The organism is Pseudolysinimonas kribbensis, from assembly GCF_039531715.1.
In the GTDB taxonomy this organism is placed as follows: Bacteria; Actinomycetota; Actinomycetes; order Actinomycetales; family Microbacteriaceae; genus Pseudolysinimonas; species Pseudolysinimonas kribbensis.
In genome coordinates this window covers 806,581-822,467 of record NZ_BAAAQO010000002.1, presented here as the reverse complement: position 1 = coordinate 822,467, position 15,887 = coordinate 806,581, and the positions used below count along the sequence as shown (strand labels likewise).

13 protein-coding genes are annotated in these 15,887 nt (G+C 72.3%); 5 read left to right on the top strand and 8 right to left on the bottom strand.

The features are described 5' to 3' along the window. Positions 1-19 precede the first annotated feature (19 nt). The 4 genes from ABD285_RS04715 to ABD285_RS04700 form a co-directional block, all read right to left on the bottom strand. On the bottom strand, positions 20-352 hold the full coding sequence (locus tag ABD285_RS04715) for a thioredoxin family protein (RefSeq protein WP_284254115.1): 333 nt from the start codon (positions 350-352) through the stop codon (positions 20-22). After that, positions 349-714 (bottom strand): MerR family transcriptional regulator, encoded by a 366-nt coding sequence (locus tag ABD285_RS04710; RefSeq protein WP_284254114.1) that lies wholly within the window; start codon positions 712-714, stop codon positions 349-351. The genes ABD285_RS04715 and ABD285_RS04710 overlap by 4 nt, the downstream gene beginning before the upstream one ends. Positions 715-794: 80 nt before the next feature. Next, on the bottom strand, positions 795-2,642 hold the full coding sequence (gene recQ / locus ABD285_RS04705; RefSeq protein WP_284254113.1) for a DNA helicase RecQ: 1,848 nt from the start codon (positions 2,640-2,642) through the stop codon (positions 795-797). Positions 2,643-2,962: 320 nt separating this feature from the next. After that, on the bottom strand, positions 2,963-4,873 hold the full coding sequence (locus tag ABD285_RS04700) for a DEAD/DEAH box helicase (RefSeq protein WP_344200722.1): 1,911 nt from the start codon (positions 4,871-4,873) through the stop codon (positions 2,963-2,965). 185 nt (positions 4,874-5,058) lie between these two features. Between ABD285_RS04700 and ABD285_RS04695 the strand changes: the two genes are divergently transcribed. Beyond that, positions 5,059-6,015 (top strand): alpha/beta hydrolase fold domain-containing protein, encoded by a 957-nt coding sequence (locus tag ABD285_RS04695; protein WP_344200719.1) that lies wholly within the window; start codon positions 5,059-5,061, stop codon positions 6,013-6,015. Between the two features lie 362 nt (positions 6,016-6,377). Here ABD285_RS04695 and ABD285_RS04690 read toward each other — a convergent pair whose 3' ends face one another. Further along, the gene (locus ABD285_RS04690; protein WP_284254110.1) at positions 6,378-9,761 is read right to left on the bottom strand and encodes an efflux RND transporter permease subunit; all 3,384 of its coding nucleotides are present in this window, start codon (positions 9,759-9,761) and stop codon (positions 6,378-6,380) included. A 131-nt stretch (positions 9,762-9,892) separates the two neighbouring features. Continuing rightward, complete coding sequence (locus tag ABD285_RS04685) at positions 9,893-10,309, bottom strand: DUF2000 family protein (protein ID WP_284254109.1); 417 nt, start codon at positions 10,307-10,309, stop codon at positions 9,893-9,895. Positions 10,310-10,359: 50 nt separating this feature from the next. On the opposite strand from ABD285_RS04685, the gene ABD285_RS04680 reads away from it, so the two are divergent. Then, the gene (locus ABD285_RS04680; RefSeq protein ID WP_284254107.1) at positions 10,360-11,148 is read left to right on the top strand and encodes a helix-turn-helix transcriptional regulator; all 789 of its coding nucleotides are present in this window, start codon (positions 10,360-10,362) and stop codon (positions 11,146-11,148) included. Between the two features lie 18 nt (positions 11,149-11,166). Here ABD285_RS04680 and yczR read toward each other — a convergent pair whose 3' ends face one another. Further along, positions 11,167-12,597: a MocR-like transcription factor YczR gene (yczR, locus tag ABD285_RS04675; RefSeq protein WP_344200714.1), complete on the bottom strand. Its 1,431-nt coding sequence runs from the start codon at positions 12,595-12,597 to the stop codon at positions 11,167-11,169. A 61-nt stretch (positions 12,598-12,658) separates the two neighbouring features. On the opposite strand from yczR, the gene yczE reads away from it, so the two are divergent. Then, a complete protein-coding gene (gene yczE / locus ABD285_RS04670; RefSeq protein WP_344200711.1) occupies positions 12,659-13,435 on the top strand; it encodes a membrane protein YczE in 777 nt (258 codons plus the stop codon). 22 nt (positions 13,436-13,457) lie between these two features. Here yczE and ABD285_RS04665 read toward each other — a convergent pair whose 3' ends face one another. Beyond that, positions 13,458-14,231, bottom strand: a complete 774-nt coding sequence (locus ABD285_RS04665; protein WP_284254102.1) for a MerR family transcriptional regulator — start codon at positions 14,229-14,231, stop codon at positions 13,458-13,460. 193 nt (positions 14,232-14,424) lie between these two features. Here ABD285_RS04665 and ABD285_RS04660 point away from each other — a divergent pair, with 193 nt between their 5' ends. Both ABD285_RS04660 and ABD285_RS04655 read left to right on the top strand, forming a co-directional pair. After that, positions 14,425-15,237, top strand: a complete 813-nt coding sequence (locus tag ABD285_RS04660; RefSeq protein ID WP_284254101.1) for a DUF4097 family beta strand repeat-containing protein — start codon at positions 14,425-14,427, stop codon at positions 15,235-15,237. Next, positions 15,234-15,854, top strand: a complete 621-nt coding sequence (locus ABD285_RS04655) for a PadR family transcriptional regulator (protein ID WP_344200707.1) — start codon at positions 15,234-15,236, stop codon at positions 15,852-15,854. The genes ABD285_RS04660 and ABD285_RS04655 overlap by 4 nt, the downstream gene beginning before the upstream one ends. The last annotated feature ends 33 nt before the right edge of the window (positions 15,855-15,887 follow it).

The window sequence follows — 15,887 nt, the reverse complement described above, 5'->3', positions numbered from 1 at the left end:
CGGGGGGCCCGTCGCCGGCTCAGAGGAACGGCTCGAGCAGACCCTCGAGCACGTGACGGGGCTTGGCACCGATGATCGTCTTGACGTCGCCGCCACGCTCGAAGACCTTGATGACCGGGAGGGCGAGCGCGCGGTAGCGCTCGACCGACTCCGGGTTCTCGTCGGCGTCGAGCGCGTACATGGTCAGGCGCGGATGCTCGGCGGCCAGCTGCTCCAGCAGCGGGCTGAGAGCGCGGCACGGCGGGCACCACGCCGCCCAGAAGTCGACGAGCACCGGCCCGTCGGCCTGCAGCACGAGCTCGTCGAAGGTCGCGTCGGTCACCTCGGGCAGGGCGGACGCATGCGCGGTCACGCGATCGCGTCCCGCGCCTCGGCCTCACGCAGCAACTCGGAGATCGTGTCGCGGCGGCGGCCGAGCTCCGTGATCCTCGTCTCGAGGTCGTCGACGACCGTCCGGTAGACGGCGAGCGGCGCAGCGCAGTCGTCGCCCTGCTCATGGCCCGAGATCAGGCACTCGACGAAGGGCTTCGCCTGCTCCGCCCGGATGCCGACGGCGCCGAGGGCCCGCACCTCCTTGACGAGGCGCACGTCGCGTTCGTCGTAATCGCGGTACCCGTTGGCCAAGCGCTGCGCCCCGAGCAGACCGACCTGCTCGTAGTAGCGCAGGGCCTTCGGGGTCGCGCCCGTCTGACGGGCCAGCTCGCCGATCCTCATGCCGCGACGCTAAACCCTGCCCCCGGGGTCAAGGTCAAGCACCCAGTTCCGCGTCGCGCGCCCGGCTCCCCGACGGCCCGCTACGCCGCCGGCTCCTCCGCGCCGACCACCTCGAGCACGCCCGCACCATACGACTCGAGCTTCTTCTCGCCGACGCCGCTGATCGTCGCGAGCTCGTCGCGGCTCGACGGGCGGGTGAGCGCGATACCGCGCAGGGTGGCGTCGCCGAAGACGATGTACGCGGGCACGCCGGCCTCGCGTGCCACGCCGGCGCGCCACTCGCGCAGCCGCTCGAACAGCGGACGCGCCTCGGCCGGCAACTCGGCGCCTGCCTTCTGCTTCGACGCGCGGGTCGGTCGGGGCGCCTCGCGTCGCAGCATCACCGTGCGGTCGCCCGACAAGACCGCCGAGGAGGCCTCCGTGATCACGAGGGTGCCGTAGCCGTCCGAGCCGACGGCGAGCAGACCCTGCGCGAGCAGTTGCCGCACGACGCCGCGCCACTCCTGGTCGCTCAGCTCCGTGCCGATCCCGTACGTCGTCAGCTCGTCGTGGCCGTGCTGGCGCACGCGGTCGGTCTCCTTGCCGAGAAGGATGTCGATGAGATGTCCGGCGCCGAAACGCTGGTGCCGCTCGCGCCACAGCCGCACGACCGTGGAGAGCAGCTTCTGGGCGGCGACCGTGCCATCCCACGACTCGGGCGGCGCGAGGCAGGTGTCGCAGTTGCCGCATGGCTCGCTCTGCTGCCCGAAGTAGCCGAGCAGCTGCTGGCGGCGGCACTGCACCGTCTCGCACAGCGCGAGCATCGCGTCGAGGTGCTGCGACTGCCGGCGCTTGTGGGCCTGGTCGCCGTCGCCCTCGTCGATCATCCGGCGCTGCTGCACGACATCCTGCAGGCCGTAGGCCAGCCACGCGGTCGACGGCAGGCCATCGCGGCCCGCGCGGCCGGTCTCCTGGTAGTAGCCCTCGACGCTCTTCGGCAGGTCGAGGTGGGCGACGAAGCGCACATCGGGCTTGTCGATGCCCATGCCGAACGCGATCGTCGCGACCATGACGATCCCGTCCTCGCGGAGGAAGCGGGACTGGTTGCGCGAGCGCGTCGCGGCGTCGAGGCCCGCATGGTAGGGCAGCGCCTCGATGCCCGCCGCGACGAGGGCGTCGGCCGTCTTCTCCACGCTCGCGCGCGAGAGGCAGTAGACGATGCCGGCGTCACCCGGATGCTCGGTGCGGATGAGCTGCAGCAGCTGGCCCAGCGGCTGGTTCTTGCTCTCGATCCGGTACTGGATGTTGGGCCGGTCGAAGCTCGCGACGAACTGCTCGGCGCCCTGCAGCTCGAGGCGCGAGACGATCTCCTGCCGCGTCTGCGCGGTGGCGGTCGCGGTGAGGGCGACGCGCGGGATCTGCGGCCACCGCTCGTGCAGCATCGACAGCTGCAGGTAGTCCGGACGGAAGTCGTGCCCCCATTGCGACACGCAATGCGCCTCGTCGATCGCGAACAGCGCGATGCCCGGCCCCGCGATCACCCGGTCGAGGAGGGTGCGCGTCGACTCGAGCGACAGGCGCTCCGGGGCGAGGTAGAGCAGGTCGAGGTCGCCGTCGAGGAGCGCCTGCTCGACCCGACGGCGCTGGTCGGCATCCTGCGTCGAGTTCAGGAAGGCGGCCCGCACGCCGACGGCCTCCAGTGCCGACACCTGGTCGTGCATGAGGGCGATGAGAGGCGAGACGACGACACCGGTGCCCGCACGCACGATCGCCGGGATCTGGTAGCACAGCGACTTGCCGCCACCGGTCGGCATGAGCACGAGCGCGTCGCCTCCGCCGATGACGCGCTCGACGATGGCCGCCTGCTCGCCGCGGAACGCGTCGTAGCCCCAGACCCGGTGCAGGGTCTCGAGCGCGGCGGGGCCGGCGGTGGCGGGAGCGGGGGTCATGGCCTCCAGGCTACGGTCCGCCGGCGACGGTTCGCCCGCGGGTCGACCCTCATGCGGGTGGCACCCCAAGACGTGATGCCGTGGAGGGATGGCGACGGGTTACGGTCGTCTCGGCTCGCTTCCCGTACGCCGCGTTCTTGCGCTCCGCGGTCCACAGCCTCCGACCCGGCCCCACCCGAAGGGGCCGGGTCTTCTGCTTTTCGGCGCACCGGCGCCGTCCCACGTCGGGCAGAAACGGGTCCTTGTCGACGAGGCGCGCGGGAGCGTGGCCGGCTGCCCGACTTGGGCGCGCGAGCGTCGCTCGGGCCCCCGGACGCACGTCAGCGCCCGGCGAGCTCCGCGATGACGTCGTCACCCGGCACGACGGAGGTCCACTCGGCGTCGATCTCGGCGCGGGCGAGCAGCTCCTCGGTGCGGCGGCGGCGGTTGCGCGGCACGAGGGTCACGACGGTGCCCTCCTTGCCGGCGCGACCGGTACGCCCCGCGCGGTGCAGGTAGGCCTTGTACTCGTCGGGCGCGTCGGCCTGGATCACGAGCGCGATGTCGTCGACGTGGATGCCGCGGGCCGCCACATCGGTGGCGACCAGCACATCCACGCGGCCGCTCGTGAGCTTCTCGAGCGCGCGCGTGCGACGGGACTGGTTCAGGTCGCCGTGGATGCTCTCGGCGCGGATGCCGGCGTCGTCGAGCACGTCGGCGAGCTGCTCCGCGAACGCGCGGGTGCGCGCGAACACGAGCTTGCGGCCCGGGCCGGAGGCGAGCTCGATGAGCACCTGCTGCTTGTCGCGCTGCTCGAGCAGCAGCACCTGGTGGTCGATGGTCGAGCTGGCCTGGTCCTCGCCGGCCACCTCGAAGACGGCCGGGTCGACGAGGTAGCGGTCGACGATGTCGGCCACCCCCTTGTCGAGCGTCGCCGAGAACAGCAGCTTCTGGCCCCCCGGCGCGGTGAGGTCGAGGATCTCCTGCACCGGCTCGGCGAAGCCCAGCTCGCACATGTGGTCGGCTTCGTCGAGCACGGTGATGACGGTCTTGGAGAGGTCGAGCTTGCCCTGCGCGGCGAGGTCGCCGACGCGGCCGGGCGTGCCGATCACGATGTCGACGCCGCGTTGCAGCGCGCCGAGCTGGCGCGCGTACGGCACTCCGCCGTAGATCTGCGTGGTGAAGAGGCCGACGCTGCGCGCGATCGGCTGCACGGTGCGGTCGATCTGCAGCGCGAGCTCGCGGGTCGGCGCGAGGATCAGCGCGCGGGGTGCGCGACCGAACTCGCGGCGGGCGCCGGGGCGGTCCGCGTTCAGCTGAAGGAGGCGCTCGACGAGCGGGGCGCCGAACGCGATGGTCTTGCCGGAGCCGGTGCGACCGCGGCCGAGCACGTCGCGACCGGCGAGCACGTCGGGGATCGTCGCAGCCTGGATCGGGAACGGCTCGGTCGCGCCGAGCTCGTTGACGGCGCGGACGATGTTCTGGCCGAGGCCCAGGTCTTCGAAACCGAGGCCCTCGACCGCGGTGGCCTCGACGGCCTGCGCGGTCAGTCGCTCGAGGACGACGTCCTCGGGGAATGGGTTGGGGGAGGCGGCACGGTCCTCATGGTCGCGGCGCGGTGCCGGACGGTCGTCGTACGAGCGACGCGGCGCGCGGTCGTCGTACGAGCGACGCTCTCCGCGCGCGGGGCGCTCATCGGAGCCGCGGCGGGCCGGACGGTCGTCATAGGAGCGGGCCGGGCGGTCGCTGCGGGCCGGACGGTCGTCATACGAACGGGCCGGGCGCTCGCTGCGGGCGGGGCGATCGTCGTACGAGCGCGCGGGGCGCTCAGTACGGGCGGGACGGTCGTCATAGGAACGCGCCGGACGCTCACTGCGGGCCGGACGATCGTCGTACGAGCGCGCCGGGCGCTCAGTACGGGCGGGACGGTCATCGTACGAACGCACCGGACGGTCGCTGCGGGCGGGACGGTCGTCGCGGGCCGGCCGGGCATCCCGGTCGAACGGCGGACGGGCGGAGCGGCGCCGCTCCTCGGGAGCGCGCTCCGGGCGGAACTTCGCGTCCTTGCCGCGGGGCTCCCACATGGGGCGGCCGTCCTCGGCGCGTTGCGGGCGACCGGGCCGGCGCTCGGCGGGGGCGGCACCGCCGCGCGGACGCTCGGTGGGAAGTCCTCGGGCGGAGCGCTTCTCGGAGCTCCAGCGCGGCTTCTTGGAGGAGGACGCGCCACTCGAGGCACGGGTGTTCTTGGGCATGGTCGATGTCATTTCGGATTCGCACTGCAAGGAACCCGAGCGAACGATGGTCGGGCCGTGGATGGACGGCCCGCACGACCTACAAGAAGAACGTGACGCGGACGCAGCCGCATGGTCGAGAGCCGACTGACCCACGATACACGATCGGATGAGCTGGATTCAGGCATCACGATTAGGCTCCCGCCGTGCCGACCCGACCGCTGCTCGTGACGGTCGTCGGCGTCCTCGCCGCGGCGACCCTCCTCGCGGGGTGCGCGACGGGCACCACGCCGAACGTCGAGATCACCCCCAGGACGCAGGTCAACAACCCGGCGCTGGCCACCCTGCCCGACATCGCGGTGATCTCGGATCTGGCCTACACGACCGACGCCGGGCAGCCCCAGCGTCTCGACGTGTGCATCCCGCCGCGCGACGTGGAGCGGCGCGACGCGGGGCCGCATCCGGCGATCATCGAGGTGCACGGCGGCAGCTGGGCGCGCGGCGACAAGGCCGACCTGGGCTATCGCGCGGTGTGCCAATGGCTCGCGTCGGCCGGCTACCCGACGTTCGACCTGAACTACCGGCTGGCGCCGCAGTTCCCGTTCCCCGCGGGGTTCGACGATGTACAGGCCGCAGTCCGCTGGATGCGCGAGCCCGCGCAGGTCGCGCGCTTCGACATCGATCCGGATCGCATCGGTACGTTCGGCGGATCGGCCGGCGGCAACCTGGTCTCCCTCCTCGGCACGACCGGCAGCGGCGCCTGGGCCTCCGGCTCGCGCGTCGCGGCGGTGGTCGAGATGTCGGGCCCCGCCGACCTCTCCGGCGTCGACGTCACACCCGATTTCCTGCCGGCCCAGCTGAGCTACCTGGGCTGCACGAGCGAGGCCGACTGCCCCGCCGCGATCCGCGCCTCGCCGGTCGAACAGGTCGACACGAGCGATCCGCCCTTCTTCATCACGCACTCCAGCGAGGAGAGCAAGATCCCTCTCGCGCAGTCCAAGGCCTTCGTCGCGAAGCTCCGGCACGCCGGCGTCGACACGACGTTCGTCGTCGTGCAGGGGCGGGCGCACTCGATCGCCATGCTGAACGACGATCTCAAGAACCGGATCGTCGCCTTCTACCACCGCACGCTCGGCGCCCAGCCGGTGGGCGTGCTCAACTGACCGTTACATCCCCCGCGCCCCGCCCCGCCTTGCTTCGTCCCGCCCATGGCCCCGCCCCGCGGTCCCGCCCCCGGCCCCGCCTCACGACGCCCCCCGCGGTCCCGCCCCCGGCCCCGCCTCACGACGCCCCCCGCGGTCGCGCCCGCGGTCCCGCGTCCCCGTGGCTCACGCGGCTTCCGTCGAAAGTTCAGGAGGGCAGCGGCGCGGCGCGCCCGCGTGGGCACGGATCGCCGCGCGGCTCCTGAACTTTTGACCATGGGGCCGACACGAGGACGACCTCGAGCCGGCAGGGGGCCGAGACGAGAGCCGGCAGGGGCCGAGACGAGCGCCGACGTGGGGTTGGCGGCCGGGGCGCAGGGGCGCTACGCGCTCGGAAGCTCCTGCACGACATCCGGATGCTGCTCCCGCCGCGCCCGGCGGCGGTTCAGCCCGGCGCGCACCAGGTAGACGAACGCGGCCGCGACCAGCGCCGCGGCGCCGACCTCGGCGAGCAGCAGCGCCCCGCGGAATCCGCGTGACGTCAGCCCGAGCCCCCACGCCGTGCGGGCGAGCACGGCGAGCACGACGCCGGCCGCGAGCACCACGAGGCCGGCGATCGCGACGATGCGTGTGGCGATCGACCGCCGCAGCGGCGGGTACTGCCCGCGCCGCTCGCGCGCGCCCTCGACGAGCACGTAGAGCGACGGCAGCACGATGAGCGTCAGGAGCGTCGACGACACGAGACCGCCGATCACGACGATCGCGAGCGGCTGCGAGATGAACCCGCCGTGCCCGGTGAGTCCGATCGCCATCGGCAGCAGCGCGAAGATCGTCGCGAGTGCGGTCATGAGGATCGGCCGCAGTCGCCGGGCGGCGCCGTGCACGACGGCATCCTGTACGTCCATCCCGCGCCGGCGGTACTGGTTGACGAGGTCGATGAGCACGATGGCGTTCGTGACGACGATGCCGATGAGCATGAGCACGCCGATGAGCGACGCGGCGCCGAGCGGGATGCCGGAGAGGTACTGCAGCACGATCGCGCCGGTCGCGGCGAACGGCACCGACGCGAGCAGCAGCAGCGGCTGCCGCAGGCTGCGGAAGGTCGCGACCATCACCGTGTAGACGATGAGGATGGCCGCGAGCAGCGCGAGCCCGAGCTGGCTGAACGCGTTCGCCTGGTCCTGGGTCGCGCCCCCGAGCGACGCGGTCGTGCCCGAGGGCAGCTTCACCTTGTCGACGGCCTTCTGCACCTCGGCCGACGCGGTGCCGAGGTCCGCGGTCTTCGGGGTGACGGTGACGGTCGCGGTGCGCTGACCGCGCTCGGTGCTGATCGACGCCGGACCGTTCACCTGCTCCACCGTGGCGAGGTCGCCGAGCGCCACCGGCCCGGCCGCGGTGGGCACCTCGAACGCCTTCAGGGCGTCGATCGTGGTCGGCGCCTTCGGGTCGGTGATGTAGATGTTCAGCGTGCGGTCGTCGAGTTCGACGGAGCCCACCGACGTCGGCAGCATCGCCTGCGACACGAGCCGGCCGACCGCGACCTCGCTGAGGCCGACCTTCGCGGCCTGGGCGCGATCCACCTTGATGGCGAGGTAGGGCTGGGTGGCGGAGAGATCGCTCGTCACCTGCGCGGCCTGCGGGAGCTTCGTCAGCCTGGCCAGGATGTCGTCCGCCGCCGTCTGCAGATCGCGCGCGCTCGAGGACTGCACGTCGACCTCGATGTCGGTGCCGCCGAATCCACCGCTCCCGCTGGAGAGGTCGACCTCGCCGACGCCGTTCAGCTTCTTGACGGCGGAACGCACGTCGGACTGGATGCGGTCCTGGTCCTTCGACGGATCCGTCGTGATCGAGAACGTCACCCCGCCCCCGCGCCCGAACGCCGCGGCGATCCCGCCGCCGCTCGAGCCGATCGAGGTCTGCACCGTCGTCACGCCGTCGACGCCCCGGAGCGCCTTCTCGACCTTCGTGGCCGCCGTGTCGCTGGCCTCGAGGCTCGTCGACGGCGGCAGCGTCTCGGTGACGGTGAGGGTGTTCTGGCCGCTCGACCCGATGAAGTTGGTCGTCAGCAACCCGCCGAGCGCGGCCGAGCCGACCAGGACGACGACCGCCAGCACGACCGTCACCCAGCGGAAGCGGGTGGTCCACCGGATGATCGGCAGGTACCCGCGCTGCAGTGCGGTCGGGCGGTCGAGCTCGTCCGCGGCCCGCGCACCGCCGTCGTCGGTCGGCCGGCCTCCGGACTCGCCCGCCGCGGCATCGTGCCTGTGCGGATGAGCGCGCGGCGACTCCTTCAGGAACCAGAACGCGAGCACGGGCACGATCGTCAGGGCCACGAACAGCGAGGCGAGCAGAGCGATCGTGACGGTGAGCGCGAACGGGCGGAACAGCTCGCCGGTGATGTCACCGACCAGCGCGATCGGCAGGAACACGGCGACGGTCGTGACCGTGGATGCCGTGACCGCCACCGCGACCTCGCGCACCGCGGTCGTGATGGCCGTCAGCTTCTCCTCGCCGAGCGTGAGATGCCGCTTGATGTTCTCGATGACGACGATGGAGTCGTCGACGACGCGGCCGACCGCGATGGTGATCGCGCCGAGCGTCAGCACGTTGAGCGTGTAGCCGACGCCCCACATGACGACGAATGCGATCAGGAGCGAGACCGGGATCGAGATCGCCGTCACGATCGTCGAGCGGAAGGAGAGGAGGAACAGCAGGATCACGATGACCGCGAAGAGCAGGCCGAGCGCCCCCTCCTCGGCGAGCGAGTTGATCGACTGCTCGATGTACGGCGCCTGGTCGAAGACGACCGTGAACTTCGTGTGCGACCCGAGGTCCTTCTCGAGCTTCGGGATCTCGGCGTTCACCGCGCGCGAGACGTCGACGGTGTTGCCCGCCGGGGTCTTCGAGATCGAGACGGTGAGCGCGGCTTTGCCGTTGACGCGCGAGATGCCTGCGACCGGATTCGGCACCGTCTTCACGGTGGCCACGTCGCCGATGGTCGGCACGGCGGTGCCGGGCGCGACCCGCGCGCCGACGAGCGGCAGCGCCGCGAGCTGGTCGGTGGAGGCGATGCGCTGACCCGCCTGCACGTCGAGGGTCTTGTCACCGGAGGTGATCGAGCCGGAGGCGAGCAGGATGCCGTTCTGCTGCAGCGCCGATGTGATCGCCTGGGTGCTGAGCCCGGCCTGCGCGAGCTTCACCGTGTCGGGCGTGATGGTGATCCGCTGCCCGCGGTCGCCGAGCACGCTCGCCGCGCGCACGCCCTCGAGCTGCTGCAGGTCGGTGACAGCGGAATCCTGCAGCCGGGATGCCAGCGTCGCCGGGTCGAGGTCGCTCGTCACCGCGAGCTGGATGACGGGCAGATCGCTGATGCTGAACGCGATGACCTGCGGCGTCACCCCGTCGGGCAGCCGGGACTGCAGGCGGTCGACCGCGAGCTGCACCTTCTGCTCGGCGGTCGTGAGGTTCGTGCCGTAGACGAACGCGGCGGTCACGGTCGACTGGCCGGAGCGCGAGGAGGAGTGCGTGGAGTCGAGCCCCTCGACGCCCTGGATCGCGTCCTCGATCGGGGTCGACACGTCGTTCTCGACGACCTGTGGACTCGCGCCCTGGTAGCTGGAGATGACGGTGATCTGCGGCAGCGAGAGCGACGGGAAGAGCTCCTGCTTGAGCTGCCCGAGGGCGACCGCGCCGAACACGGCCACGACGATCGTGAGCAGGGCGATGAGCGCGCGGTTGCGGAGGCTGAAGACGGACAGCAGGTGCACGGGGAGTTCTCCTCGGTGGGGGGTCCGTCATCAATTCTGCTGAAGCGGCCGCGGGGCACCGTACTCCCCGTGGATGAAAGGACGCCCGTCCCTCCACCTCCGGGTGGAGGCGGGGGGTGGATCTCGCGGACTCAGGGGTGCAGGCGTGCCGGCTTGGTGATCCGGTCGACCGCGTTGCGCGGTCCGTGGATGCCGGCACCCACGAGGTCGAGGTCGGCTGCGGCGACCGCGGCGACCGCCTCGCGATTGGCCGCGTCGTGCCCCGTCGAGAACAGCTGCGCCGTGTAGACGGCGACGCGCATCCCGCGTTCCACGGCCCGCGCGCGGGCCGTGGCGATCGTCGCGGCGTCCGCGGAGAAGACCAGGATCGGCTGGCGCAGCATCGGCAGGTAGGTCGTGCCGTCGGCGTCGCGATAGGGCTCGCCGATCAGCTCGGGATCGCTCGCGATGCCGCTCGCGAGGAACGCGGTCACGTTGAGCTCCTGCCAGGCGGGCAGATCGTCGCGCACCAGGATCGCGACCTTCGTGTCGAAGCGCATCTCGTCCATGGCGCCCATCGTCCCGGTGCGCGTCCCGCGACGTCTTGTACGTTTCGAGCATGCGGGAGCGGGAGCGGGTGCGAGCGTGGCGACCGGCGGTGCCCGGCATCCACGAGGTGCTGCATGCCGAGTTCCACGAGCACGCCTATCCGCTGCACACCCACGCCGAGTGGTCGCTGCTGCTGATCGACGCGGGCGAGGTGGCGTACCGGCTCGAGGGGCGGGCTCGCCGGGCGCCGACGGCGACGCTCACGATCCTGCCGCCCGGGGTGCCGCACGACGGACGCTCGGCGGGAGCAGGCGGGTTCCGCAAGCGCGTCGCCTACGTGGAGGCGGGCTGGCTCGACGACGACCTCGTGGAGCGCAGCGTCGACGCGCCGCTGCTGGCGCACCCCGCGCTCGCCGGCGCCGCCGCCCGCATGCACCGCGCGCTGGAGGCCGGCGGCGACGGGCTGCGCGCGGAGAGCGAGCTGCTCGCGATCCGCGGTGTGGTGCTGCGCGACCTCGGCGGCCGGCGGATGCGCGAGCGGCGCGACGACCCGCTCGCCGCGCGGTTGCGCGCGCTGCTCGACGCGCGGCTGACCGGGGCTCCCACGCTCGCCGACGCCGCTCGGGAACTCGAGGCGAGCGCCTCGCGACTCGTGCGGGCCTTCACCGCGGCGTACGGCATCCCGCCGCACCGCTATCTCACCGGGCGACGCGTCGACGCTGCCCGCCACCTGCTGCTGCGCGGCACGCCGCCCGCCGAGGTCGCGGCCGCCGTCGGGTTCTACGACCAGGCGCACCTGACGCGGCACTTCGCGCGCACGCTCGGGGTCACGCCGGCGCGCTTCCAGCAGGCCGCGTAGCCGGGCCGGCCGCGTACCTCAGACCACCGCCGCGAGATCCTCGACCCCGATGTCGAGCGGATGCCGCGTCACACCCGACCAGGCGGCGGCCAGCCCGCCGACCGCGTCGTCGAGCACCTGCGACGGGAAGCTGAACGGCACGCGCAGGAACCGCTCGAACACGCCGTCGATCCCGAACCGCGGGCCGGCCGCGATCACGACGCCCTCGGACCGCGCGGCGAGCGCGAGCTGCGAGCTGATCGGCGCGCCGAGCTCGACCCAGAGCGTCAGGCCGCCCGCCGGGTTCGGCGCGTGCCAATCCGGGATCCGGTCGGCGAGCAGCAGCCGCAGGTGGTCGCGTCCGGTGCGCAGCAGCTCGCGGCGCTCGAGCAGGATGCGGTCGTAGTCCGGCAGCAGCTCGTTGACGATGAGCTGCTCCAGGATCGGCGTGCCCAGGTCGCTGCCGAACCGCGCGCGCGCGAACCGCTGGATGAGGTCGCGGTCGGCGCGGATCCACCCGATCCGCAGCCCGCCCCAGAGCGTCTTCCCGACCGACCCGACCGTGACCACGCCGTCACTCGCGGCGTGCACGCCGAAGGGCACGACCGGCTGCCCGGGCTCCAGGTCGAACCCGAGCTCGCCCATCGTCTCGTCGACGATGAGGGTCGTGCCCTGGCGTGCGGCGATCGCGACGAGCTTCTCGCGCAGCTCCGGGCTCATCGAGCGGCCCGTCGGGTTGTGGTAGTCGGGCTGGAGGTAGGCGAGCGCGGGACTCGTGCGCTGCAGCACCTGCTCGAGCGCCGCGGCATCCCAGCCGTCGTCGGTGGTGACCGCGACGGGTTCGAGACGTCCGCCGGCCTGTCGGAGCGCCTCCATCGCGTGCGGGTAGGTCGGCGATTCGACGAGCACCCGGTCGCCGCGGCCGAGGATCGTGCGGGCGATGAGCGCGATCGCCGCTTGCGCGCCGTTTGTGACCAGGATCTCGTCGGGGTCGGTGGGGAGGCCGCGCGCGGTGAAGCGGTCGGCGAGGGCGCGGCGCAGCATCCGCTGACCCACGACGTCGAACCCGGAGTCGCCGAGGAACGACGGCAGGAGCGCGGCCGCCCGCACGGCGGCGTCGGCGACCTGCGGTACCGGGGGGAGCGTGGCCTTGCTCAGGTCGATCATGTCGGTCTCGAGCGGCGGCGCCTCGGCCTCTGCTCGCGACGGCAGCCGCACGACGCTGCCCGAGCCCCGGATGCTGTCGAGGTATCCGGTGTCGCGCAGCTGTGCGTAGGCGGCAGTGACGGTGGTGCGGCTGAGGGAGAGGTGGGATGCCAGTTCCCGCTCCGCCGGAAGCCGCGCCCCCAGCGCGAGGCGGCCGTCGAGCACGAGCAGCCGCACCCGGTCGGCGAGCGCGAGGTACGCGGGCCCGCCGGTGCGCCAGCTGCCGAGGGACGCGGCCAGTTGGCGGGCGGTGAGGGTCGTCATCAGGCCACCGTACCGCGATTGGCCCTTTGTAACCAGTCCAATCGCTGGGTTGGATGGTCATGTGGCCCTCTCCATCGCGTTCCCCACCCGGGGCGACCGCCCCGCCATCCGGGCGCGGCGGTTCACCCAACTGCTGAGCGGACTCGTGCTCTACGGCATCGCGATCTCCCTCGAGGTGCGCGCGGGCATCGGGCTCTCGCCGTGGGACGTCCTGGCACAGGGCGTCTCGAATCGCACGGGGATCGCGTTTGGGCTGGTCACGAACCTGGTCGGGGCGCTGGTGCTGCTGTTCTGGATCCCGCTGCGTCAGCGTCCCGGCCTCGGCACCGTGCTCAATGTGCTCGTCATCGGGCCGAGCGCCCAGCTCGGGCTGTGGATCGTGCCCCAGCAGACCGAGCCCGTGGTGCAGGGCCTCGTCTTCGCGGCCGGACTGCTGCTGCTCGCGTTCGCGACCGGCCTCTACATCGGCGCCCGCATGGGCCCGGGCCCGCGTGACGGGCTGATGACCGGACTGCGTGCCCGGACCTCGTGGCCGATCTGGGCGATCCGGACCGGTCTCGAGGGCTCCGTGCTCGTGATCGGCTGGCTGCTCGGCGGCCAGGTCGGGCTCGGCACGGTCGCGTTCGTCGTCTTCGTCGGACCGCTCGTGCACGTCGCCATGCCGCTGCTGCGGGTGCCCGGCGGCGAGCCGGAGAAGCCCGCCGCCGCGCGCGCGCGCCCGTTCGTGCTGAGCGCGTGGAGCCCCGCCGGGCTGCTCGCCGGCGGTCGGAACGCGAACCGCGACGATGCGCGCGGCTATGCCGACCTGCGCGCGATCGCGCAGAGGGACGAGCGCTAGCAACTCGTCCCCCCGGCGCGCCCTACAGGTTCGCCTGGGCGAACGCGTGCATCGCGTCGCGCACGAAGGTCGCGCCCTCGACGCCGCCGTAGTGCCGGCCGAACCGCGGGTCTGCGACGTACATGTCGCCGAGACCCATGAAGTAGGCCTTCGTCGGCCGGCCGTCCGCGGTCTGCGGGGTGCCGGGCATCCCGCTCAGCCAGTCGTACTGACGCTGCGCGAGCGCCTGGGCAACGCCGGAGTCCGGGGTCGCCCCGCTCTCCCACGCCTCGATCCAGTCGGACTGCAGCAGCGCGACCCGCGCCTTCCACGCCGCGCGCTCGTCGGCCGACAGGCCGCGCCACCACGCGTCGCTCTTCGCGTACGCCTCGGCGCCCCAGCGCTCGGTGACCTCCGCCTCGTACTGCGTGTGGTCGAATCCGTCGAACATCGTCTCCGCCATGATCTGTTCACCTCCTTCCATTCCTCGGATGGTGCGCTCGACGCTCGCGATCTGCCGCCCGATCCGCGCCTGCTCGTCGTGCAGCCACCGCAGGTGGTCGCCGAGGGCGTGCGCGTCGTCGGTCTGGCCCGCGAGCACCTCGGCGACGCCTGCGATGCCGAGGCCGAGCTCGCGCAGCAGCAGTACGCGCTGCAGCCGCACGAGCGCGTCGGCGTCGTAGTAGCGGTATCCGTTGGCGCCCACCCGGCTCGGTTGGACGAGCCCCACGTCGCCGTAGTGGCGAAGGGTGCGGCTCGTCGTGCCGGCCAGGCGGGCGACCTCCTGGATGCTCCACTCCCCCGTCGTGCGCTCCACACCCCGACGCTACAACTTGACGCAGCGTCAACCTCAACCCCCGGCACCCGCTCGCGAATGACCACGATTTGCAGGTCCGAGTGACACGGGCCTGCCAAATTCGGTCATTCGCGGGCGACGGGTTGCGTCAGGCGGAGGACGCGATATATCTTGAGTGGGACGAGACGCGATATATCGCGAAAGGAGGGCCGTGATGGCTCAGGACAAGTGGCTCCTCGAGGGGCCGAAGACCATCGACGTCGAGGGCATCCGCCGCCTCAAGGTGGGCCTCATCCGCGGTCAGGTCGACATCATCGGGCACGACGAACCCGGCACCCGCGTCGAGGTGCACTCGGTCAGCGGCCGCGACCTCAAGGTCGCCGTCACCGGCGACACCCTCGAGATCGACCACCCGCAGATCCGGTGGGACAACTGGATCGAGGCCTTCAAATCGTTTCGTGGGACAGCGAGTGCGGATGTGAGCATCATGGTGCCGCGCGAGGTCGCCCTGCGGCTCGGCGTCGTCTCCGCGACGGCGCTCGTGAGCGGCCTCCACGAGGACGCGTCGATCAGCACGGTGAGCGGCGACGTCACCGCCGACGGCGTCAACGGCGACCTGCAGGTCAACGCGGTCAGCGGCGAGATCGCCGTGCGCAACCACTACGGCAAGGTCGCGGTGCACACCGTCAGCGGCGACGTGACGGTCGCGGGCGAGGTGCTCGGGTTCACGTGCGACGGCGTGAGCGGCGAGGTCATGCTCGATCTCACCGGCACTCCCGACGAGGTGAAGGTCAACACGGTGAGCGGCGACACGACCCTGCGCCTGGATGCCGACGTGCCCGCCGCCTACACGATCAGCACCGTCAGCGGCCGGCTGCAACTCGACGCGACCCAGATCACCGGGGTGCGCGGGCGGTGGACCGGCAAGTTCGGCGAGCTCGACCGGCGCTGGCTCGACTTCCGGGTCAACTCCGTGAGCGGCAACGTCAGCGTGCTGCACGCGGTGCGCGCCACGGCATCGGCATGAGCCCGGCGGTCTTCGCGCACGGCCACCTCCGGCTGTACCTGCTCAGCCTCCTCGGCGAGCGCTCGATGCACGGCTATGAGCTGATCCAGGCCCTGGCCGACCGCTTCGGCGGCACGTACGTGCCGAGCGCCGGCACCATCTACCCCCGCCTGGCCAAGCTCGAGGAGGAGGGGCTGGTGACCAAGACCGCCGACGGCCGCAAGACCGTCTACGCGATCACGGATGCGGGCCGGGCCGAGCTCGCCGGACGCGAGAGCGACCTCGACGGCATCGAGAGCGAGCTCACCGACTCGGTGCGCCGGCTCGCCGATGAGGTGCGCTCGTCGGTCGACGACGCGATGCGCTCCCTTCGCGCGGACCTCGCGGCCGCCGCCCGCGAGGCGCGCGGCGAGGCGAAGGCGGAGCGGGTCGAGCGGGTCGACGACGCCCGGATGCGATCCCGCGGCCGGCTGCACGAGGCCGAGTCGGCGGTCAACGAGTTCCGGTTCGAGCTGCGCTCGGAGCTGCGGCAGCTGGCCGCCGAGGGGCGGCTCGAATCCTCCGTCGTCGACCTGCTGCGCACGGGACTCACGTCCCTGCGACGCGAAGTGATCGGCGCCGCGCGCAACGGTTCCTGAACGGATGCATATACCCGCCTGAGTGCGCCGCGG

Bases quoted from the DNA above. Each gene is read 5' to 3' on its own strand.
- ABD285_RS04710 (WP_284254114.1), bottom strand. From the start codon at position 714: ATGAGGATCGGCGAGCTGGCCCGTCAGACGGGCGCGACCCCGAAGGCC.
- recQ (WP_284254113.1), bottom strand. From the start codon at position 2,642: ATGACCCCCGCTCCCGCCACCGCCGGCCCCGCCGCGCTCGAGACCCTG.
- ABD285_RS04700 (WP_344200722.1), bottom strand. From the start codon at position 4,873: ATGCCCAAGAACACCCGTGCCTCGAGTGGCGCGTCCTCCTCCAAGAAG.
- ABD285_RS04685 (WP_284254109.1), bottom strand. From the start codon at position 10,309: ATGGACGAGATGCGCTTCGACACGAAGGTCGCGATCCTGGTGCGCGAC.
- ABD285_RS04680 (WP_284254107.1), top strand. From the start codon at position 10,360: ATGCGGGAGCGGGAGCGGGTGCGAGCGTGGCGACCGGCGGTGCCCGGC.
- yczR (WP_344200714.1), bottom strand. From the start codon at position 12,597: ATGACGACCCTCACCGCCCGCCAACTGGCCGCGTCCCTCGGCAGCTGG.
- ABD285_RS04660 (WP_284254101.1), top strand. From the start codon at position 14,425: ATGGCTCAGGACAAGTGGCTCCTCGAGGGGCCGAAGACCATCGACGTC.
- ABD285_RS04655 (WP_344200707.1), top strand. From the start codon at position 15,234: ATGAGCCCGGCGGTCTTCGCGCACGGCCACCTCCGGCTGTACCTGCTC.